18 protein-coding genes and 1 pseudogene are annotated in these 19,428 nt (G+C 73.2%); 15 read left to right on the forward strand and 4 right to left on the reverse strand.

Features of this window, described 5'->3' with window-relative positions; all coding sequences use genetic code 11:
* Positions 1-4: 4 nt before the first annotated feature.
* The 6 genes and pseudogenes from ACZ6R9_RS13400 (at position 5) to ACZ6R9_RS13425 (ending at position 5,768) form a co-directional block, all read left to right on the forward strand.
* The gene (locus tag ACZ6R9_RS13400) at positions 5-355 is read left to right on the forward strand and encodes a 4Fe-4S dicluster domain-containing protein (protein ID WP_465538267.1); all 351 of its coding nucleotides are present in this window, start codon (positions 5-7) and stop codon (positions 353-355) included.
* Positions 352-570, forward strand: a complete 219-nt coding sequence (locus ACZ6R9_RS13405) for a hypothetical protein (RefSeq protein WP_380485648.1) — start codon at positions 352-354, stop codon at positions 568-570. Before ACZ6R9_RS13400 ends, ACZ6R9_RS13405 begins: the two co-directional genes overlap by 4 nt.
* A gap of 49 nt (positions 571-619) precedes the next feature.
* Positions 620-901 (forward strand): annotated as a pseudogene (locus tag ACZ6R9_RS13410) (hypothetical protein); the annotation flags it as partial.
* 169 nt (positions 902-1,070) lie between these two features.
* On the forward strand, positions 1,071-1,475 hold the full coding sequence (locus ACZ6R9_RS13415; protein ID WP_380485646.1) for an SHOCT domain-containing protein: 405 nt from the start codon (positions 1,071-1,073) through the stop codon (positions 1,473-1,475).
* Between the two features lie 46 nt (positions 1,476-1,521).
* The gene (locus tag ACZ6R9_RS13420; protein WP_380485644.1) at positions 1,522-3,564 is read left to right on the forward strand and encodes a SpoIIE family protein phosphatase; all 2,043 of its coding nucleotides are present in this window, start codon (positions 1,522-1,524) and stop codon (positions 3,562-3,564) included.
* Positions 3,561-5,768: an ATP-binding SpoIIE family protein phosphatase gene (locus ACZ6R9_RS13425; protein WP_465538246.1), complete on the forward strand. Its 2,208-nt coding sequence runs from the start codon at positions 3,561-3,563 to the stop codon at positions 5,766-5,768. Before ACZ6R9_RS13420 ends, ACZ6R9_RS13425 begins: the two co-directional genes overlap by 4 nt.
* Before the next feature lie 129 nt (positions 5,769-5,897).
* Here the strand turns inward: ACZ6R9_RS13425 and ACZ6R9_RS13430 are convergent, their stop codons facing one another.
* Complete coding sequence (locus ACZ6R9_RS13430; protein ID WP_380479224.1) at positions 5,898-6,902, reverse strand: aldo/keto reductase family protein; 1,005 nt, start codon at positions 6,900-6,902, stop codon at positions 5,898-5,900.
* A 207-nt stretch (positions 6,903-7,109) separates the two neighbouring features.
* Between ACZ6R9_RS13430 and ACZ6R9_RS13435 the strand changes: the two genes are divergently transcribed.
* The 8 genes from ACZ6R9_RS13435 (at position 7,110) to ACZ6R9_RS13470 (ending at position 15,867) form a co-directional block, all read left to right on the forward strand.
* Positions 7,110-8,378 (forward strand): ROK family transcriptional regulator, encoded by a 1,269-nt coding sequence (locus ACZ6R9_RS13435; RefSeq protein ID WP_465538247.1) that lies wholly within the window; start codon positions 7,110-7,112, stop codon positions 8,376-8,378.
* 226 nt (positions 8,379-8,604) lie between these two features.
* The gene (locus tag ACZ6R9_RS13440) at positions 8,605-9,612 is read left to right on the forward strand and encodes an Acg family FMN-binding oxidoreductase (protein WP_380479218.1); all 1,008 of its coding nucleotides are present in this window, start codon (positions 8,605-8,607) and stop codon (positions 9,610-9,612) included.
* 91 nt (positions 9,613-9,703) lie between these two features.
* On the forward strand, positions 9,704-10,045 hold the full coding sequence (locus tag ACZ6R9_RS13445; protein ID WP_465538248.1) for a DUF5713 family protein: 342 nt from the start codon (positions 9,704-9,706) through the stop codon (positions 10,043-10,045).
* A 443-nt stretch (positions 10,046-10,488) separates the two neighbouring features.
* Positions 10,489-11,664 (forward strand): CopD family protein, encoded by a 1,176-nt coding sequence (locus ACZ6R9_RS13450; protein WP_465538268.1) that lies wholly within the window; start codon positions 10,489-10,491, stop codon positions 11,662-11,664.
* A gap of 372 nt (positions 11,665-12,036) precedes the next feature.
* Complete coding sequence (locus ACZ6R9_RS13455; protein ID WP_465538249.1) at positions 12,037-13,644, forward strand: beta-propeller fold lactonase family protein; 1,608 nt, start codon at positions 12,037-12,039, stop codon at positions 13,642-13,644.
* Positions 13,645-13,836: 192 nt separating this feature from the next.
* On the forward strand, positions 13,837-14,472 hold the full coding sequence (locus ACZ6R9_RS13460; RefSeq protein WP_380479206.1) for an ArsR/SmtB family transcription factor: 636 nt from the start codon (positions 13,837-13,839) through the stop codon (positions 14,470-14,472).
* On the forward strand, positions 14,469-15,224 hold the full coding sequence (locus ACZ6R9_RS13465; protein ID WP_465538250.1) for an SRPBCC family protein: 756 nt from the start codon (positions 14,469-14,471) through the stop codon (positions 15,222-15,224). The genes ACZ6R9_RS13460 and ACZ6R9_RS13465 overlap by 4 nt, the downstream gene beginning before the upstream one ends.
* 70 nt (positions 15,225-15,294) lie before the next feature.
* Positions 15,295-15,867, forward strand: a complete 573-nt coding sequence (locus tag ACZ6R9_RS13470) for a dihydrofolate reductase family protein (protein WP_380479201.1) — start codon at positions 15,295-15,297, stop codon at positions 15,865-15,867.
* Positions 15,868-15,928: 61 nt separating this feature from the next.
* Here ACZ6R9_RS13470 and ACZ6R9_RS13475 read toward each other — a convergent pair whose 3' ends face one another.
* Both ACZ6R9_RS13475 and ACZ6R9_RS13480 read right to left on the reverse strand, forming a co-directional pair.
* Positions 15,929-16,570, reverse strand: a complete 642-nt coding sequence (locus tag ACZ6R9_RS13475) for a DedA family protein (RefSeq protein WP_465538251.1) — start codon at positions 16,568-16,570, stop codon at positions 15,929-15,931.
* A 277-nt stretch (positions 16,571-16,847) separates the two neighbouring features.
* Entirely contained in the window at positions 16,848-17,609 is a 762-nt protein-coding gene (locus ACZ6R9_RS13480) for a DeoR/GlpR family DNA-binding transcription regulator (RefSeq protein ID WP_465538252.1), read from the reverse strand.
* Positions 17,610-17,699: 90 nt separating this feature from the next.
* Here ACZ6R9_RS13480 and ACZ6R9_RS13485 point away from each other — a divergent pair, with 90 nt between their 5' ends.
* Positions 17,700-18,914 carry an MFS transporter gene (locus ACZ6R9_RS13485; RefSeq protein WP_465538253.1) on the forward strand — a complete coding sequence of 405 codons (1,215 nt, stop codon included), beginning with the start codon at positions 17,700-17,702 and terminating at the stop codon, positions 18,912-18,914.
* Between the two features lie 85 nt (positions 18,915-18,999).
* Here the strand turns inward: ACZ6R9_RS13485 and ACZ6R9_RS13490 are convergent.
* Positions 19,000-19,428: electron transfer flavoprotein subunit alpha/FixB family protein (locus tag ACZ6R9_RS13490; protein WP_465538254.1), on the reverse strand; the 429-nt coding region annotated here is incomplete at its 5' end.

Consider the following 19,428-nt stretch of genomic DNA (forward strand, 5'->3'; position numbering starts at 1 on the left):
CTGGATCGTAGAGGTGGCCGTCGGGGTCCGCCCGTTCGGCGTGCCCAGGATCCACCTGGCAGCGAAGCTCCAGCTGAAGTGCAACCTGTGCTATGGCCGCACCTCCTACGGCCTGGCGCCGATGTGCGCCACCGTGTGCCCGACCGGCGCCCTGTTCTACGGCACCGCCGAGGAGTTGCAGGCCGAGCGGCTTGGCGTGGAGGTCTCCACCGAGTTCGTGTTCGGCGCCACCACGGTCTCCACCGGCGTCGCCATGGTCGTCCCGCCGGAGCGCCGGGTACCCGTCCCCGGCGGAACACTGAACCTGATCGAGGTCAACGGGCGGCCCACGCCCGGGAACGGAGCGGTGGCGTGAGCAGCCCTGCCGACCCGTCCGGGCCGGGCGGCCCCGAGGACGCCCACCGGGCCGAGCAGGACGCGCTGCGCGGGCGGATCAGCGCCGACCCGCTCACCACCCGCCGCGACTACCTGCGGATCGTCGCCACCGTCTCCGGCGGCTGGTGGTCGGCTCCGCCGTCGTCTCCGCGGGCGTGCTGCATCGCCACGGCGACGGCATCGCGCCCCCGTTGAAGGTCGCCGACCGGCTGGAGCGCGGGTAGGCGGTGAGCTTCGACTACCCCCGCAGATTCGGCCGACCTCCGGCTACGCCGACGCCCGGGTCACCGCGACCGGCCCCGGACCCGGCGCGGGCACCGACCAGCAGCCGGAACGCTTGGCGATCCTGTCCGCCCGCCTCACCCTCGCCATCACGGTCGTCATCGGCCAACTGTGGGCACTCACCGTCGCCACCAACGCCTGGACGCGCGGCGAGATCGCCACCGCCTGGTGGTGCACCGGATTCAGCGCCGCCTCGTTCCTGGTGGTCCTGCTCGCCTGGCGAATCCCGTCGGCCGGCCGCTGAGCGCGCCACCGTCGCCCGGCGAATCCCGTCGGCCGGCCGCTGAGCGCGCCACCGTCGCCCGGCGAATCCCGTCGGCCGGCCGCTGAGCGCGCCACGACCGCGGAACGCTGACATGCGGCGCCCGGAATGTGGTGATACCTCTCGAAGGACCTGTGGAAGGGAGCTCACGATGGTCGATTACCCGTTGCTCAACCTGTTCTGGACGATGCTGTTCCTGTTCCTCTGGATCCTCTGGTTCTTCCTGCTGTTCAAGGTGATCACCGACATCTTCCGCAGCCACGACATGGGCGGCTGGGGCAAGGCCGGCTGGACCGTCTTCGTCATCCTGCTGCCCTACATCGGCGTGCTGGTCTACCTGATCGTCCGCGGCAAATCCATGGGAAACCGCGACCGGGCGCTCGCCGCACAGGCGGAGAGCAACTTCCAGGACTACATCCGCAAAGCCGCCGGCACCGAGGGCCAGCAGGCCGGGCCCCGGCACGTGGACGAACTCGCCCGCCTCGCCGACCTGAAGAACAGCGGAGCCATCTCCGAGGAAGAATTCCGCGCGGCGAAAGCCAAGCTGCTCGCCTGAGCGCCTGAGATCCCGCCGGCAGGCGGGCGGGAGGAGGCCGGTCGGGGTGCCGGACACACCACTGACACCCGAGGTGTTCGACCGCGCCATCGTGGCCATCGCGCTGACCGCCGGAAACGACCACCGACTGGTGTACGTCAACGAAGCGTTCCGCGACCTGTTCGGCGACCGACCGCTCGGCGACCCGGCCCGTGAGGTGTTCACGGAGCCGGGCGCCGAAGGTTTCGTCGCCACCCTCGACGCGGTACTCGCCGACGGCACCGCCCGGCAGGTCACCACCCCGCGCACCCTCGGCTGCCCGGACAGCGCAAGCCCCCACCGGCACTTCGTCTACTCCTGCTCACCCGCCGCCACCGCGCACGGCCCCGGCATCCTCACCGCCGCCATCGACACCACCACCGAACTGCACTCCGCCCTGGAGACCGAACGCCTCTCCGCCGAACGCCTCCAGGCGCTGCGGCGCTACGAGGCACTGATGGCCGCCACCTCCCAAATGGTGTGGCTGGTGCACCCCGACGGCACCACCGGCGAACTCGTCCCCGGCTGGGAGGCCCTCACCGGCCGGCCCTTCCCCGAGACGGCCCGCGCCAGCTGGCTCGACGTCGTCCACCCCCAGGACCGCGACCAACTCGCCACCCACTGGGCCGCCGCCCGCGACCTGCCCACCGCCTTCGAACACGTCTTCCGGGTACGCGGCGCGGACGGCGGCTACCGGCACGTGAGGGCCCGCGCCGTCCCCATCGTCCGAAACGGCGAACCCGCCGAATGGATCGGCACCACCAGCGACATCGAGGACCAGTGGCGCAACCGGCTGCGCGAAAGACTGCTCGCCCGGGCCGGCGCCGTCACCGAGGCCGAACGCGCCGACGACGCCTTCGCCGCCCTCGCCGCCACCCTCGTCCCCGAACTCACCGACGTGTGCGCCGTCTACCTGCTGCGCGAACCCGACGCCGCCGGCGGCGCCGTCGTCGCCACCCGGGTCGCCTCCGTCGCCCGCCCCGGACTGCCCCCGCTGCCACCGATCAACCGGCAGACCTACACCCTCGGCGCACGCGCCCGGAAAGCGGTTTCCGACCGCACTCCCATCGTGCTCGAATTCGCCGACGGCAACATCCCCGCCGGCAACATCCCCGAGATCTCCGCCCGCTGGCTGGAACGCGCCCGCGCGACCAGCCTCACCCTGCTGCCGATCGTCGTCGACGGCGCCGTCGTCGCCCTCGCCGCCACCGCGGACTGCGAAGGCGCACCCCCGCCAGGACCCGCCGACATCGAACTCCAGCACGAAGTCCTGCAACGCGCCCAAGCACCGTTGCGCCAAGCCCTCGCCCTGCAACGCGCCCGGCACACCGCCGTCGTCCTGCAACGCGCCATGCTCACCACCCCGCCCCGCGTCGGTGGCGCCGACCTCGCCGCCCGCTACCGCCCGGGCAGCCGCAACGCCGAAGTAGGCGGCGACTGGTACGACGCGTTCACCCTCCCCGACGGCGCACTCGCCATGACCATCGGTGACGTCGCCGGCCACGACCTCGCCGCCTCCACCACCATGGGCCAACTCCGCGCCATGCTGCGCTCCATCGCCTACATCCGCCCGCACGGCCACACCCCCGCCGACACCCTGCGCGAACTCGACACCGCCGCCGAAGGACTGGGCATCAGCACCTTCGCCACCGCCGTGCACGCCCGCCTCACCCGGCACGGCGCGGACGGCGCCTGGGAGGTCGAATGGAGCAACGCCGGCCACCCCCCGCCCGTCCTGGTCCCCGTCACCGGCCCGCCCCGACTGCTCGCCGCCGAGGACGCCGACCTCCCGCTGTGCGTCGACCCGCGCCGCCCCCGGGTCACCCACCGCGACCCGGTGGGCCCCGGCGAAACACTGCTGTTCTACACCGACGGCCTCGTCGAAGTCCCCGGCGAACACCTCGGCGACGGCATCGCCCGCCTCTGCCGGTCCGCCGCCGAAGCCCGCCACCGCCCGCTCGCCGAACTCTGCGAACACCTGGCAGGCCTGGTCGCCGACGTCCGGGACGACATCGCACTGATCGCCTTCCGGCCCACCCCGCTCGCGACCTCGCAGGACCGGCCGCGATGAGCACCCCCAACGGCGGGACCGGCCAGGGCGATCCGGACAGGAGGGACGGCATGGACGGGCCGCACGACGCCGAAGCGCTGCTCGACGCCCTGTTCACCCAGGCCCCCATCGGCCTCTACCTGCTCGACCAGGACCTGCGGCTGGTACGCCACAACCCCGCCGCCGAGCGCCCCGACACACTGAGCGTCGGCCTGCACGTCGGCGACCTCGCGCCCGGCTTCGACGACACCGAACTCGAAACCCTCGCCCGCCAGGCCCTCCAGGACGGCGACTGGATCCGCGAACACCTGGTCCGCGGCCGCACCCCCGACCAACCCGGCCGCGACATCGTCGGCGCGGTCTCGTTCTTCCCGATCCGCTCCCGCACCGGCCACCGCTACCTGGTCGCCGCCATCCAGGACGTCACCGAACGCCAAGCCACCCTCGACCGCCTCGACATCCTGCACACCGCACACCGCCAACTCGGCGCCTCCCTGGACGCCATCGGCTCCGCCGAGGAACTCGCCGACGTCGCCGTGCCCCGCCTCGCCGACATCGCCACCGTCGACCTGCTCGACGAACCCCTGCGCGGCCTGCCCACCCACACCGGACCCGCCGACCCCACCGCCCCGCTGCGCCGCGCCGCCTACCGGGCCGTGCACGACCCCGGCCGGCCCGCCGGGGGGCCGGGCCCGATCCCGCGCGGCGAACTGTCCACCTTCGGGGCGCCCACGCCCTACAGCCAAGCGATGGACGACGGACGGGCCCGGCTGGTACGCGGACTGAGCGGCGAGGAGGACTGGCTGGCCGCCGACCCCGCGCGCGGACGCCGCCTGACCGGGCTCGGCGTCCACTCGATGATCGTCGCGCCGCTGATGGCCCACGACACCGTCCTGGGCCTGCTCGCCCTGTACCGCAACCGGCGGCCGGACCCCTTCGAACAGGCCGACCTGGACCTCGCCGTCGAACTCGCCTCCCGCGGCGCCCTGTCCATCGACAAGGCCCGCAGCTACGCCCGCGAACGCACCATCGCCACCACCCTGCAACGCCAACTCCTGCCCAGGGAACCGGCCGAACTCAGCGCCGTGGAGACCGCGCAGGTCTACCTGCCGGGCGCGGTCGGCCCCGGCGGCGACTGGTACGACATCATCCCGCTGTCCGCCGCCCGGGTCGGTCTGGCGATCGGCCGGATCACCGGAACCGGCATCGAGGCCGCCGCCCTGATGGGCCAACTCCGCACCGCACTGCGCACCTTGGCCGTGCAGGACCTGGCGCCGGACGAGCTGCTGGTGCGCCTGGACGAGGCCGCGCGGGTGCTGACCGAGGAGCAGCGCGACAGCCTGCCACCCGGCGCGGACCGGCTCCCGGACGGCCTCGCGTCCTGCCTGTACCTGGTGTACGACCCGATCTCCCGGACCTGCACCGCCGCGTCCGCCGGGCACCCCGCGCCGGTGCTGGTCGGCCCGGACGGCGAGCCGCTGCCGTTCGATGTCGAGCCCGCGCGGCCGCTGGGCTGGGGCGACTGCTGCTACGAGACGACCACCACCGAGCTGGACGAGGGCTGCGTACTGGCGCTGTACACCGAGGGGTTGATGTCCGGCCGGGCCCGGCACACCGACGAGGACGGCACGCCCGACGGCCCGGGCGGGCGGCGGGCGGTGCTGGAACGGGTGCTCGCGCGGCCCGGCGAGGAACAACTGAGCGACCTGTGCGACCGGGTGGTGTACGCGCTGCTGCCCGAACGGCAGCGCGAGGATGCCGTGCTGCTGCTGGCCCGCACCCGGGCGCTGCCGGACGAGCGGGTCGCGGTGTGGACGCTGCCCGACGACCCGGCGGTGGTGCGCACGGCCCGGCGGCTGGCCGAACACCAGTTGGCGGCCTGGGAGTTGGGGGAGATGGAGTTCGCCACCGACCTGATCGTCAGCGAGCTGGTGACCAACGCGATCCGCTACGGGGAGCCGCCGATCCGGCTGCGGCTCATCCACGACCGGGACCTGATCTGCGAGGTGTCGGACAGCTCGGCCAGCACCCCGCACCTGCGGCGGGCGAAGAGCACCGACGAGGGCGGCCGCGGACTGTTCATCATCGGTCACCTGGCGCAGCGTTGGGGCACCCGGTTCGGCCGGGGCGGCAAGACCGTCTGGGCGCAGCAGGAGCTGTCGCTGTCGTCCACGGGCGTGCCGTACGAGGAAGGTGAGGAACCTGACGGCTCGGGCGAGGCCTGAGCCCGGCGGGGTGGGGGAGTTGACGGCCGGGCCGGCGCCGCGGATCGGTGGTGCGGCGCCGGCCCGGCCGTGGCGTCAGGGCCGTCGGGGCCGTCGGGGCCGTCAGGGCTGTCAGGGCTGTCAGGGCCTTCAGGGACGGGACTGGGGGGCGTTCTCGGCGGTCTTCGCGGGGTCGAACTGGGCGACGGGAGCGAGGATTTCGTCCATCCGGGCGAGCAGCTCCGGCTCCAGCTTCACGCCGGCGGCCTTGACGTTCTCGGTGACCTGCTCGGGCCGGGAGGCGCCGATGATCGCCGCGGACACGTTGGGGTTCTGCAGCACCCAGGCGACGGCCAGTTGGGCGAGCGACAGGCCCGCCTGGTCGGCGAGCGGGCGCAGCTGCTGGACGCGCTCCAGGACGTCGTCGCGCAGCCAGCGGGCGACGAAGTTCGCGCCGCCCTTCTCGTCGGTGGCGCGGGAGCCCGCCGGCGGCGCCGCGCCGGGCCGGTACTTGCCGGTGAGCACGCCCTGCGCGATCGGCGACCAGACCACCTGGCCGAGGCCCAACTCCTCTGACACCGGGACGACTTCGCCCTCGATGACCCGCCACAGCGCACTGTACTGGGGCTGGTTGGAGACGAACGGCACGCGCAGTTCGCGGGCGAGCGCATGCCCGGCCCGGATCTGGTCGGCGGTCCACTCGGAGACGCCGATGTAGTGGGCCTTGCCGGAGCGGACCACGTCGGCGAACGCCTCCATGGTCTCCTCCAGCGGCGTGGACGGGTCGAAGCGGTGCGCCTGGTACACGTCGACGTAGTCGGTCTGCAGGCGGCGCAGCGAGCCGTTGATCGACTCCATGATGTGCTTGCGGCTCAGCCCGCGGTCGTTGCGGCCGGGGCCGGTGGGCCAGAACACCTTGGTGAGGATCTCCAGCCCTTCGCGGCGCTCGCCCTTGAGGGCCCGGCCCAGGACCGCCTCGGCGCGGGTCTCCGCGTACACGTCGGCGGTGTCGAAGGTGGTGATGCCCGCGTCGAGGGCGGCGCGGATGCACGCGGCCGCGGTGTCCTCCTCGACCTGCGAGCCGTGGGTGAGCCAGTTGCCGTAGGCGATTTCACTGACGATCAGGCCGCTGCGGCCCAGGTGACGGAATTCCATGATCTGTACGGTACGTCAGCCGACGCTTCCGGTGGGTACCATCGCCGTGCTGCGGGAACCGGGAGCGGGCCGGTGTCCGGCGGGCGTGTCGGTGCCGGATGTGCGGTGCCGGGGCGGGTGTGACGACCTGGACGTGGACGACAGTTGAGTCTGTGACGGTGTTGCCGGCGGGGGCGGGCGGACTGTCCCGACCGGAGAAGAGGAAGCATGACCCACCCGCAAGCGATGCCCGTCGCGCGGAGACGGCCGGCGGGCCTGGTGCCCGAGCCGGCCCGGTGGAGCCGGCAGCGGTTGCGCAGCAACAACGAGTGGCTGCTGCTGGAGCTGCTGCGTACCGGAGGCCCGTCCTCGCGGGCCCAGCTCGCCCGGGACACCGGCCTGTCGAAGCCGACGGTGTCCGCCGCGCTGGGTTCGCTGGAGACGGCCGGGCTGGTCCGTGAGGCGGGCACGCTGGCCCCCGACCGGGGCCGCACCGCCGTCCTGTACCGGGCCGACGCCGGCGCCGGGTACGTGCTCGGGATGGACGTCGGCCGGGCCCGCGTGCGGGTCGCGGTCGCCGACCTGGCGGGCCGGGTGGTGGCCCGCCGGGACGTCCCCAACCGCGGCCGTTCCGGCCCCGCCGTCGCGGACGCACTGATCGCCACCGCCCGGGACACCCTCGCCGACGCCGGGCTGGCGGAGGGCGGCTCGGCGGGCTGCCCCGGGGCCGCCCCGGCGGACGGGGTGGTGCGGGCGGTGATCGGCAGCCCCGGGGTGTGGGACGAGCGCCTGCGGGCGGTGCGGCACGCCCCGCACCTGCCCGGCTGGGCCCGGCCCGGCCTGGTCGACCGGATATCGGACGGCCTCGGCATGCAGGTGCAGGTCGTCAACGACGCCAACCTCGCCGCCCTCGGCGAGTACACCTACGGTGCGGGGGCGGGCAGTTCGGTCTTCGCCTACCTGCTGGTCGGGACGGGCGTCGGGGTCGGCCTGGTGCGTGACGGCGAACTGTGGACCGGGGCGCACGGTGCGGCCGGGGAGATCGGAATGCTCCAACTGCCCTACCTGTCCGGCGAACTGACGGGACGTCAGGAAGTGCGCCTGGAGGAGGTGGTGGCGGCGGACGCTGTGGTCGGCGAGGCATGGCGGCTCGGGCTGACCAGCGCGACCACCGCCGAGGAGGTGTGCGAGGCGGCCCGCTCCGGCGATCCGGCCGCGCGGGCGGCGATCGACCGGCAGGCGCAGCAACTCGCTTTCACGGTCGCCGTGGTGGCCGCCGTCGCCGATCCGGAACTGGTCGTCCTGGGCGGCGGCCTCGGCCGCAGCGCGGACCTGCTGCTGCCGCCACTGGAGGAGGCGCTGCACCGCACCTGCGCGCTGCGTCCCCGGGTGGTGGCGAGCACGCTCGGCGAGGACGCGGTGCTGCTGGGCGCGGTGGCGACCGCTCTGGAGTCGGCCCGGCTGGAGGTGTTCGAGCGGCGCACCGCGTCGGCGTGAGCGTGTTTCGGGTGCCCCCGGGCGGGCGGGATCAGGCCCTGCCGGGTTCGGGTCCTGCCGGGTTCGGGTCCTGCCGGGTTCGGGCACTGCCGGGTCAAGCCCTGCTGGATCAAGAAGCGGGACGGAGGTCGTCCGGTGGGGGCCTTTGGGCCCTACCGGCAGGGCCGGGCCGAGGTGCACGCTCAAGCTACAGAGTCACGTGGAACGCGACGAGGAGTGATCCGCGATGGTCGAGTCGACGAGTGGTGCGAGGGGCGGCCCGGGGGCGGCGCTGAGCGTGCAGGAACTACGGGAGCTGGTGGCGGCGGCCGGAGCCGCGCCGTCGCTGCACAACTCCCAACCCTGGCAGTTCCGGCCCGCCGACGACGGCCACGGAGTCCTGGTGTTCGCCGATCCGGAGCGGGCCGTCCCGGTGGCGGACCCCGACGGTCGCGGCATGCTGCTGTCCGTCGGCGCGGCCCTGTTCAACCTGCGGGTCGCGGCCGCCCGGCAGGGCCTGCCCGTGGAGGAACTGGAGCTGATGCCCGGCCCCGTCGAGGCGGACGCCCCGGTCGCGGTGGTGCACTTCGGCCCGCGCGGAGTCCCCGACGAGACGGCCGAGTTGGCGGAGGCGATCACGGTGCGGCACTCCAGCCGCGAGCCGTTCAACAACCGCGACGTCCCCGAGGCGGTGATCGGTGAACTGATCGCCGCCGCCGCCGCCGAGGACACCGTCCTCGACGCGCTGGAGGAAGCCGAGGCGCGCCGGGTGCTGGCGCTCACCACCGAGGCCGAAGCCCGGATCGTCGCCGACGACGCCCGCCTTGCGGAGACCGGGAGCTGGCTGCGCGAGGCGCCCTCGACGGACGGCATCCCGGTGGCCGCGCTCGGCCCGCAGGACCACGAAGCCCACGTCCCCATGCGGGACTTCACCGGACGCCCCGACCGCTCGCAGCGCTTCGAGGCGCTCCCGCAGCTGGTCACCATCTCCACCCGCGGCGACACGCCGGCCGACTGGCTGCGGGCCGGCCAGGCCATGGAACGCGTCTGGCTGGTCGCCACCGCGCACGGCGTCCGGGTCTCCGTCCTCCACCAGGCCGTCGAACTCCCCGAGACCCGCTGGCGGTTGCGCAACCCCGAAGCCGGCATCGGCACCGTCCAGGTGCTCCTGCGCATCGGCTACGGCCCCCGCGGCGCGACGACCCCGCGGCGCGACGTCGACGAACTCCTGCGCGGAACAGTCCACACGTCCTGAGCGCCCTGCGGCCCGCGGGCTGTCGGCACTCGGAGGGATGATCGGCACGAGATTCCCCGAGCGGGCGGGCCCGAGTGGATGGAGCGGCCGGATGGCGATCGGTAACGAGCAGGTGGCGGGGCGCGAGTTCCTGGGCGATCTGGCCGGGGACCCGTACTACCCCGCCCACCTGGTCGAACGCGGCCGCGAGGTGCTGCGCAGGCTGTGCGAGCGGATCGAGTCCGAACGCCCGGACGAGCTACGGGAGTTGTACGCGCTGACGCACGCCGCGACGGAGGAGTTCAACTGCCTGGGCGAGGCGCTGGAGGACGCCGGCAGCGAGATCGAGACCGTGGCCCGCGACGCGATCGGCGCGGATTTCGCATTCGTCGCGGCGGCGTACGGCTTCGCCGACGCGGACGCGGAGGAGCTGATCGCGCCGCGCGAGTGGTGAGCGGTCGGGCCGCAGCGGCGGGTCCGCGCTCGGGCTCGGAGGGGGAGCGGCCTCGTCCGGACGACGATGGGGGCGGTCGGCTCGGTCTGACGTGGCGGCGGACGGCCTGACCCCTTCCTCGCCACCGGCGCCCTGCACCACACCACTTGCCGCACCCTCACCTGGGACCACCGCCCACCAGTCCGGCCTCGGAAGCCACTCCGCCCGCGCGGTCGCACGCGACGGGGACGACCGCACCCTGCTCCCGGGGCGCGGGAAGTCGTCGGCCGGGTCGGCTCGTGATCACCGGCGCATCACCTTGTCCTCGGCGGGGACGCGGGGTTGACCGGTCGGCAGTTCGGCAAGTGCGCCGCGAGCTCACCACCCCGGGCCTACTCTTCGATGGCCACCCTTGAGTCCAGGTTAGGGCAGGCTGGCCTAACTGAGGTTAGGCTAACCTGGTGATGAACTTGTTGCTGGCCGCGAACACGGCCGAATACACCACGCCCGCAATCTGGCGGATCCTCACCAAGACCGGCTACTTCCTCGGCCTGAGCGGCGCGATCGGCAGTGTTGTCACGTACATCGCCGCCGTGCGCCCGGCGCTCAGGGCCGCGAGCACTGCACCGGGGGACGCCGCCGTGCTGCGCAGGCGGTCGGCGGGCTATCTGGCCTGGGCGGGCGTCGTTCTGCTGGTCGCCGGGTACTTTCAGCTGGCGGCGCGCGTCGCCCGGGCCGGAAAGGGTATGCCGTTCGGTGATGCCATGGGCCCCGGCCGGATCGTGGACTTTCTTGACGGGCCTGCGGCCAAGGGGGTGTGGGTCGCGCAGGGCAGGCTCTACCTCTTGCAGAACATCGTGCTCGTCGCCACTGCCGTCGCGCTGATCGCGCTGTTCGTTCCGGCGGTGCGCCGCCATCTCGACCGCCTTGCCCTCGCTGCTGTGCCCGCCGCCCTCGCGGTCACCCTGATCGCCGGTATACCGGCCACCGCACCCACCGAACTCGACCGCTGGCTCGACCCGGTGTTCTCCCAGACCCACATCGTCTCCGGCGTCGTATGGGTCGGCGGTCTGGCGTTGCTGGTCGCGCTCGCGGCCACCCGCAGCCGCCTCGGCGAAGGCGCGGGCCTGCTGTGGGCCGACATCTGGCGCCGCTTCAGCCTGGTTGCCATGGTGTGCGTCGGCGCGGTCACCATCTCCGGCCTGTGGATCAGCTGGAAGCACGTCGGCGCCGTCTCCCAGCTGTGGACCACCGGCTACGGCATCGCCCTCCTGGTCAAGATCTTCCTGGTCCTCGGGCTGGTCACGGCCGGGGCCTTCAACCAGTTCTGGCTGATGCCGCGGATCGCGCAGGCCCGCCGGGCCGACGACTCCGCCTCCCTGTTCCAGCTCACGCTGCGTCACTTCCCGAAGGTGGTCTGGGGCGAGGTCGTCCTCGGTGTCGCGGTGCTGGTGGTCCTGCCGTTCATCGCCGGGTCCGCCCGCAGCGAGGCGGGCAGCGCGAAGGCGGTCTCCGACGGCAGCATCTTCGCTGCTGGTGTCGCGCTGGTGGTCGCGCTCGCGGTCTCGCTGTACGCCACCGCGAAGGTGTCCGACGCCCTGTCCCGCCGCCCCGCGACAGGCGAGCCCGCCACGACCTGATCCCCCGGGGGGTGTGACGGGGGCCCTCGGCATGTGACGGGGGCCTTCGTCCCGGCGTGCGGGTGCTCCACGGGCCCTGCTGAATCGGCCATTTGCGGGAGGTCGCGCGTGCTGGCCCAGCCTGCTGCGGAGCGGTGGGGCGGTGCTCGGGGGCGGGGTGGCGGATGGCGCGGAAGGATCCCTGCCCATTGACCGGAGCCGAGCGCTCCGGATATCACCGCGTAGCGGAAGCCCGGCGGAGTGCGTTCCACCGGCAGCGACCGGTGGGGCCGCCGCCGGGGCTCCGAACCCGGCAAGGAGCGCACCGTCCCGTCAAGCGTGCCCCGGCCGGGGCCGCCGGGGCGGGGCGCCGGATCCATGGGGAGGGATCACGTGTCTCACACATCAGTTGCGACGCGCAGCGGTCGATGGGGAGCGCTGCTGAGTGCGCTCGCACTGGCGGCCGCGGGCCTGAGCGTCGCGGCGGCGCCGCCCGCGCACGCGGCGAGCGGTCCGCTGGGCTACGTCGCGAATTTCGCGAGCAACACCGTCTCGGTCATCGACACCGGCACCAACACGGCCGTCGCGACCATCCCGGTCGACGCCGGCCCGGTGGGGGTGGCGATCGCCCCGAACGGCCACGCCGTCTACGTCGCCAACCAGGGCAACAGCGGCGGCGCCGGTCTCGCCGCCGGCGGCAACAGCGTCTCCGTGATCGACACCGCCACGAACACCGTCACCACCACCGTCCCCGTCGGCAACGCCCCGCTCGGCATCGCGGTCACCCCGTCCGGGGGCGCGGTGTACGTGACCAACAAGTCGTCCAACACGGTCTCGGTGATCGACACGGCCACCAATGCCGTCACCGCCACCATCCCGGTCGGCGCAGGTCCGGCCGATGTGGCGATCTCCCCGTCCGGGGCGACGGCGTACGTGACCAACCTGTTCGGCGACACCGTGTCGGTGATCAGCACGGCCGGCAACACCGTCATCGCCACCGTCCCGGTCGGCTCCCAGCCGGTCGGAGTCGCGATCAACCCCGCCGGTACCGCGGCCTACGTGGCCAACCACGGCCCCAACACCGTCTCGGTGATCGACACCGCCAGCAACACCGTCACCGCAAGTGTCGGCGTCGGCTCCAGCCCGCAGGACCTGGTCGTCACGCCGTCCGGGGACGCGGTCTACGTCGCCAACACCGGCGGCAACAGCGTCAGTGTGATCAGCGCCGCCACCAACACCGTCACCGCCACCATCGGCGGGCTCGGCGGTCCGGTCGGCATCGCGGTCAACCCCGCAGGCACCGCCGTCTACGCGGCCAACGAGAACCACAACACCGTGTCGGTGATCAGCACCGCCACCAACACCGCCACTGCCGGCATCGGCGTCGGCAGTGTGCCGATCGCGCTCGCCATCACCCCGCAGGCCGCCCCCGCTCCGCCGACCGTCGGCGGTGTCAGCCCGAACACCGGCCCCGTGGCCGGTGGCAGCGCCGTGACCGTCACCGGTACCGGCTTCACCGGGGCCACCGGCGTCGCCTTCGGCGCCACGGCGGCCGCCTCGTTCACGGTGAACAGCGACACCTCCATCACCGCGACCGCCCCCGCCGCCACCGCCTCCGGCGCCGTGGACGTCACCGTCACCACCGCCGCGGGCACCAGTGCCACTGCGCCGGCCGACCAGTACGCCTACACCAAGGACGCCACCAGCCTGACCGCGCAGCCGCTGCTGTTCTCGCTCAGTGGCGGACTGAACATCACGCTGCACCCGCAGGCCACGCTCACCGACACCACCACCGGCAAGCCCGTTCCCGGGCAGACCATCACCTTCACCGTCGGCACGCACACGGTGTGCACCGCCACCACCAACGCGCAGGGCGTGGCCTCCTGCGCCGGCCTGTGCCCGCTGACGGCGATCCTGCTGAGCGGTTCCTACACCGCCACCTTCGCGGGCACCCCTGCCCTGGCCCCCGCCACCGCCACCGCCGGACTCATCCAGCTCTGATCTACCCCGTCCGGTCGTCCGATGAGACGCCCGCCGCGTCCGCTCCCGTGTGGGAGCGGACGCGTGCGTGGGCCTCGTTCCAGCTACCGACAAATTTTTTTGTCTTGACAGGTTTCCTGTTCGGCGCGATGCTGGAATCACTCCGGGGGACGCCGGGGATGCCGGGGGGATTGGGGAACGGAGGGTGAAGAGATGCTGGACATTGCCGTGATCGAAGAACCCGGCGCAGCCGAGTCCTCGCTGGACCCGATACGGTCCCGGATCCTGGCCGCCCTTGCGGAGCCCGGGTCGGCGGCCATGTTGGCCGGGCGGTTGGGGTTGCCCCGGCAGAAGGTCAACTACCACCTGAAGGAGCTGGAGCGGCACGGGCTGGTCGAATTGGCCGAGGAGCGCCGCAAGGGCAATGTCACGGAGCGGGTGTACCGCGCCACGGCTGCCTCGTACGTGATCTCGCCCAGTGCGCTGGCGGCGGTCAGTCCGGATCCGGCCCGGTCGCCCGATCAGCTTTCGGCCCGGTGGCTGTTGGCGCTGGGGGCCCGGTTGGTGCAGGAGGTCGGCGCGCTGGTGACGGGCGCGGCCCGGGCCGGGCAGCGGGTGGCGAGCTTCGGGATCGATGCCGAGGTGCGGTTCGCCTCCGCCGCCGATCGGGCGGCGTTCGCCGAGGAGCTGGCGCAGAGCGTGGCCGGCCTGGTCAGCCGCTACCACGATGAATCGGCGCCGCAGGGGCGAAGGCACCGGGTGGTCGTCGGCCTGCACCAGATCCCCGACCCGCCGTCGTCCCGTGCGGACAGCCACCGATCCGACGCACCACAGGAGAACCCGCGATGACGCACCCCTTCGAGATCGAGCGGGAGATCCTCCTGCCGGCAGACCCGGAACGGGTCTGGGAGGCGATCGCCACCGGGCCCGGCATCGAGTCGTGGTTCATGGGCCGCAACGAGGTCGAGGCGCGCGAGGGCGGCACCGCCGTCATGGACGTGGGCGGCCACCGGGAGGAGGCCGTGGTCACCGCGTACGAGCCCGGCAAACGGTTCGCCACCCGGACGGCCACCGGCGCGGACGGCCGGTTCATGGCCTTCGAGTACCTCATCGAGGGCCGCGAGGGCGGCAGCACCGTCCTGCGCGTCGTCCACAGCGGCATGCTCGGCGACGACTGGCAGGACGAGTACGACGCGCTGCGCCGCGGCTGGCCGTTCCACCTGCACACGCTCCGCGAGTATCTGGCGCACTTCCCCGGGCGCGCCGGCCGTCCCGTTTTCGCCATGGCGCAGAGCGGCGAGCGGTCCGCGCGGCAGGTCCGGGCCGCGCTCGCCCGGGGCCTGTCGTTGTCGGCCGCTGTCGCCGTCGGCGCGCCGGTGCACGCCGAGCCGGCCGGGGTGCCGCCGCTGGCCGGGGAGGTGACCTGGTCCGACGAGGAGCGCTTCGAGGTCCGCACCGGCGACGGGCTCTACACCTTCCACCACAGCCCCGGTGTGGTGCTGCTGTTCCACCACCTCTTCGGCCCGGACGGCGAGGCCGCGGCTGCCGTCGAGGCCGGGTGGCAGCGGTGGTTGGCGGGCGTCCTCGCCGAGCGGCCTTGAGTGGCCGAGCAGTAGGCAGTGAGCACCACGTACTGAAGACAGTCACACCTGCACAGAGGAGAGCACCATCATGCGCACCCTGATCAGCACGGCCTTTGTCTCGCTCGACGGCGTCGTGGAGGGCCCGGGCGGCGAGCCCGGCTACCGGAACTCGGGCTGGACGTTCAAGGACATCGAGTTCGTTCCCGAGGCGTTCGAGATCAAGTCACGGGAGCAGGAGGAGTCCACCGCGATGCTGATGGGCCGGGTCAGCTACGAGGCGTTCAGCCCGGTCTGGCCGGACATGGCGGAGTTCGCCCGCTACCGGACGCTGCCGAAGTACGTCGTCTCGAACACCCTCACCGAGGACCGACTGGTCTCGAACTGGGGCGAGATCAGCATTCTGCGCTCGCTGGACGAGGTCGCCGCGCTGAAGCAGACCGAGGGCGGTCCGATCATCGTCCACGGCAGCGCCACCCTGAACCAGGCCCTGTCCGACGCGGGGCTGATCGACCGGTACCACCTGCTGGTCTTCCCGCTGCTGCTCGGCGCCGGCAAGCGACTGTTCAGCACCACCGACAAGGACGCCCAGAAGCTGGCGCTGGTCGAGCACGAGGTGTACCGCAACGGCGTGCAGAAGCAGGTCTTCGACGTCGTCCGCTGAGTGGGTTCCCGCGAATAGGTTCTTTGCGAGTGTGTCCGCCCGCCCGCCGTTGACGAGTCCGTCAGCGGCGGGCGGTGCGCGTGCGGCGCAGTTCGAGGGCGAGCGGGACGAGGGAGAGGGCGATGATCACCGCGATGGCGGGGAGCAGGTAGCGGTCGACGCTCGGGATGGTCGAGCCGAGCGCGTAGCCGCCGAGGACCAGGCCGACGGTCCAGATGAGGCCGCCGACGGTCTGCCAGAGGGCGAAGGTGCGGGTCGGGACACCGAGGGCGCCGGCCAGCGGGTTGAGGACGGTGCGGACCACGGGGACGAAGCGGGCCAGCGTGATCGCCTTGGCGTGGCCGTAGCGGGCGAGCAGTTCCTCGGCGCGCTGGGCGCCCTCGTGCAGGCGGCGGTTGCGGGAACGTTCCAGCAGGGCGCGGCCACCCTTGCGGCCGAGCAGGTGGCCGACCTGGGCACCGGCGAGGGCGCCGACGACGGCGGCCACCAGGACCTGCGGGAGGTTCAGGTGCGGGCCGGAGTGCAGGCCGGGGGTGCAGAGCAGGCCCGCCGTGAACAGCAGGGAGTCGCCGGGCAGGAAGAACCCGACCAGCAGTCCCGTCTCGGCGAACAGGACGGCGGCGATACCGAGCGCGCCGAATGCTGCGAGCAAGGAGGATGCGTCGAGCGGGTTGACCGCCAACAGGGCGGAGTGGGCGTACACGGCGTGGCCTCCGGGCGCTCTGCGTCTACACGGGAGTAGACCGTCTACGCGACTGTAGACGAAAGTGGTGGGGGTGGCGCAAGCGCGGGTCTCCGACGGGTGTGGCGCGCGGGGCGAGGGCGGTGGGTCGGCAGCGCCACGGGCGAGGGTGCGGCGCACAGGGCGAGGGGGTGTGGCCGGCAGCGCCATGGGCGAGGGTGTCGCAGGGTCCGGTGGCCGGGTTGACGGGCGGCCGGACCCTGCGCTGCTCGGGATGCCCCCGCGAGCGGGGTCGTGGTCAGGCGGTGATGACGGTGGTGCCCGCCGCTTCGAGTGCGGTGATCTCGTCGGCGGGGGCGGCGGTGTCGGTGACGAGCGTGTGCAGGAGTCCGGCGGGGGCGACGTGGGCGAAGGCGGTGCGGCCGAGTTTGCCGCTGTCGGTGGCCGCGATCGTCCGGCGGGCGGCGGCCGTGGCGGCCTTCTTCACGGTGGCGTCGTCGAGGTCGTAGGCGGTAAGCCCGTCGGCGGCGGTGAGGCCGCAGCAGCCGAGGACGGCGGTGTCGAATCGCAGGGCGGAGATCGAGGCGAGGGCGAGCGGGCCGGTCAGGGCGCCTTCGCCGGTGCGGGGCTGCCCGCCGGGAACGAGCAGGGTGGCCGGTCCGGGGGTGTCGCCGAAGACGTGGACGGCCGGCAGGGACAGCGGCATCACGGTGACGGGGCGCTCGCGCAGCAGGCGGGCGATCTCCACGCAGGTGGTGCCGCTGTCGAGGAGCACGGTCTCGCCGTCGGCGACGAGATCGCAGACCGCGGCGGCGATGCGGCGCTTGGCATCGACGGCCTCGCGGGCGCGCAGCGCGAACGGGGGCTCCTCGCCGCGCAGCAGCAGAGTGCGCGCCCCGCCCCGAAAGCGTTCCAGGGCGCCCTGGGCGGCGAGCGCGTCGAGGTCGCGCCGGATGGTCATCTCGGACGCGCCGGTGAGCTCGGCGAGTTCGAGGACGGTGGCGCTGCCCGCGTCCCGGACGGCCTGGGCGATCAGGGTGTGGCGCTCCGCGGTGTTCATACCGAGATTGAACCGCACCCCGCAACGCACAAGCAAGTTGTTCGATTGATGGACTTTCGAACATGGGGAATGTTCATTATGGTCGGTGGCATGGAACGCTCGCTTCGGGCCGCCCGCGTGGCGACCTATGTCTACTTCGTCCTGTGCGGCACCCTGATGGGCGCCTGGGTGGTGCACATCCCCGCCGTCGAGACCCGGGTCGGCATCAGTCACGCCGCGCTCGGCGGCCTGCTGGTGCTGCTCGGCCTCGGCGCGTTCGGTGGCATGCAGGTGGCCGGCCGGCTGACCGACCGCCTCGGCGCCCGCGTCGTCGTCCCCGCCTCCGGCGCCGTGTGCGCCGCGTCGCTGGTGCTGCCCGGCCTCGCGCCGAACCCGTGGACGCTGGCCGGCGCGCTGGTGCTCTTCGGGTTCGCCAACGGCTGCCTGGACGTCAGCATGAACGCCCACGCCGTCCACGTGGAGAAGGCGTACGGGCGGCCCGTCATGTCCGGCTTCCACGCCACGTTCTCGGTCGGCGGGGTGATCGCCGCGCTGGCCGCCGCCGCGGCCGGCGCCGCAGGCCTGGGCCCGGCCGCCACCCTCGCCGTCCTCGGTGCCGCCGGTCTCGCCGTCGCCCTGCTGGCCGCGCGCAGCCTGCTGCCCGGCACCGCACCGTCCGCCGAGGACGGGCAGGCGACCGAGGCCCCGATGCCCGCCGCCAGGAGCGGCGCCCGCCGCCAGATCCGGGTGCTCGCCGTCCTGGCACTGCTGGTCATGCTGTGCGAGGGCGCGGCCAACGACTGGAGTGCCCTGCACCTCAAGGACGTCCTCAAAGCGCCCGCCGGCACCGCCGCGTTCGCCTACGGCACCTACGCCGCCGCGATGACCACCGGCCGCCTGCTCGCCGACCGGATCGTGACCCGCTACGGCTCGATGGCCGTCCTGCGCCACGGCGCGCTCACCGCCGCCGTCGGCATCACCCTCGCCGCGCTGACTCCCTGGGTGTGGGCGGCGTTCGCCGGATGGGCGCTGTTCGGCCTCGGCCTGTCCGGCTGCGTCCCCCAGCTGCTCAGCGCCGCCGGCCACGCCGAGGCCGCCGCCGGAGCCAACGTCTCCCGCGTCGCCGGAATCGGCTACCTCGGCATGCTCGCCGGCCCCGCCGTCATCGGCTGGCTCACCCACCTCACCGCCCTCAACCACACCTTCTTGTTGCTCACCGTGATGTGCGCCGCCACCGCCGCGACCGCCGGCGTCCTGCGCACCGCCGCCACCTCCGGCGCCGGGCGCAGGTCGCCGGGCCCGACGCCGGCGAGCCCCGCCCGCTGACCGCTCGCGGGGCCTGCGGCGCGGGGAACGGCGGAAGGGCGCGACCGTGGTGGTCGCGCCCTTCCGGGGTGGTGCTGGTGGGCCGTCAGCCGACCTTGACCTCGTCGGTGAGCTGGGGGAGGACGGTGAAGAGGTCGCCGACGACGCCGTAGTCGACGAGTTCGAAGATCGGGGCCTCGGGGTCCTTGTTGACCGCGACGATGGTCTTCGAGGTCTGCATGCCCGCGCGGTGCTGGATCGCGCCGGAGATGCCCGCCGCGATGTACAGCTGCGGGGAGACCTGCTTGCCGGTCTGGCCGACCTGGTTGGTGTGCGGGTACCAGCCCGCGTCGACCGCGGCACGGGAGGCGCCGACGGCCGCGCCGAGCGCGTCCGCGAGCTCCTCGACGACACCGAAGCCCTCGGCCGCGCCGACACCCCGGCCGCCGGAGACCACGATCGCGGCCTCGGTCAGCTCCGGGCGCCCGGTGGACACCCGCGGGGTACGGGAGGTCACCGTCGCCGCGTTCCCGCC

The organism is Kitasatospora sp. NPDC048662 (assembly GCF_055587065.1).

What these genes read in the sequence shown, in the direction of transcription:
- ACZ6R9_RS13415 (WP_380485646.1), top strand. Translation starts at nt 1,071, where the DNA reads ATGGTCGATTACCCGTTGCTCAACCTGTTCTGGACGATGCTGTTCCTG.
- ACZ6R9_RS13425 (WP_465538246.1), top strand. Translation starts at nt 3,561, where the DNA reads ATGAGCACCCCCAACGGCGGGACCGGCCAGGGCGATCCGGACAGGAGG.
- ACZ6R9_RS13430 (WP_380479224.1), bottom strand. Translation starts at nt 6,902, where the DNA reads ATGGAATTCCGTCACCTGGGCCGCAGCGGCCTGATCGTCAGTGAAATC.
- ACZ6R9_RS13435 (WP_465538247.1), top strand. Translation starts at nt 7,110, where the DNA reads ATGACCCACCCGCAAGCGATGCCCGTCGCGCGGAGACGGCCGGCGGGC.
- ACZ6R9_RS13440 (WP_380479218.1), top strand. Translation starts at nt 8,605, where the DNA reads ATGGTCGAGTCGACGAGTGGTGCGAGGGGCGGCCCGGGGGCGGCGCTG.
- ACZ6R9_RS13445 (WP_465538248.1), top strand. Translation starts at nt 9,704, where the DNA reads ATGGCGATCGGTAACGAGCAGGTGGCGGGGCGCGAGTTCCTGGGCGAT.
- ACZ6R9_RS13450 (WP_465538268.1), top strand. Translation starts at nt 10,489, where the DNA reads ATGAACTTGTTGCTGGCCGCGAACACGGCCGAATACACCACGCCCGCA.
- ACZ6R9_RS13460 (WP_380479206.1), top strand. Translation starts at nt 13,837, where the DNA reads ATGCTGGACATTGCCGTGATCGAAGAACCCGGCGCAGCCGAGTCCTCG.
- ACZ6R9_RS13465 (WP_465538250.1), top strand. Translation starts at nt 14,469, where the DNA reads ATGACGCACCCCTTCGAGATCGAGCGGGAGATCCTCCTGCCGGCAGAC.
- ACZ6R9_RS13470 (WP_380479201.1), top strand. Translation starts at nt 15,295, where the DNA reads ATGCGCACCCTGATCAGCACGGCCTTTGTCTCGCTCGACGGCGTCGTG.
- ACZ6R9_RS13480 (WP_465538252.1), bottom strand. Translation starts at nt 17,609, where the DNA reads ATGAACACCGCGGAGCGCCACACCCTGATCGCCCAGGCCGTCCGGGAC.
- ACZ6R9_RS13485 (WP_465538253.1), top strand. Translation starts at nt 17,700, where the DNA reads ATGGAACGCTCGCTTCGGGCCGCCCGCGTGGCGACCTATGTCTACTTC.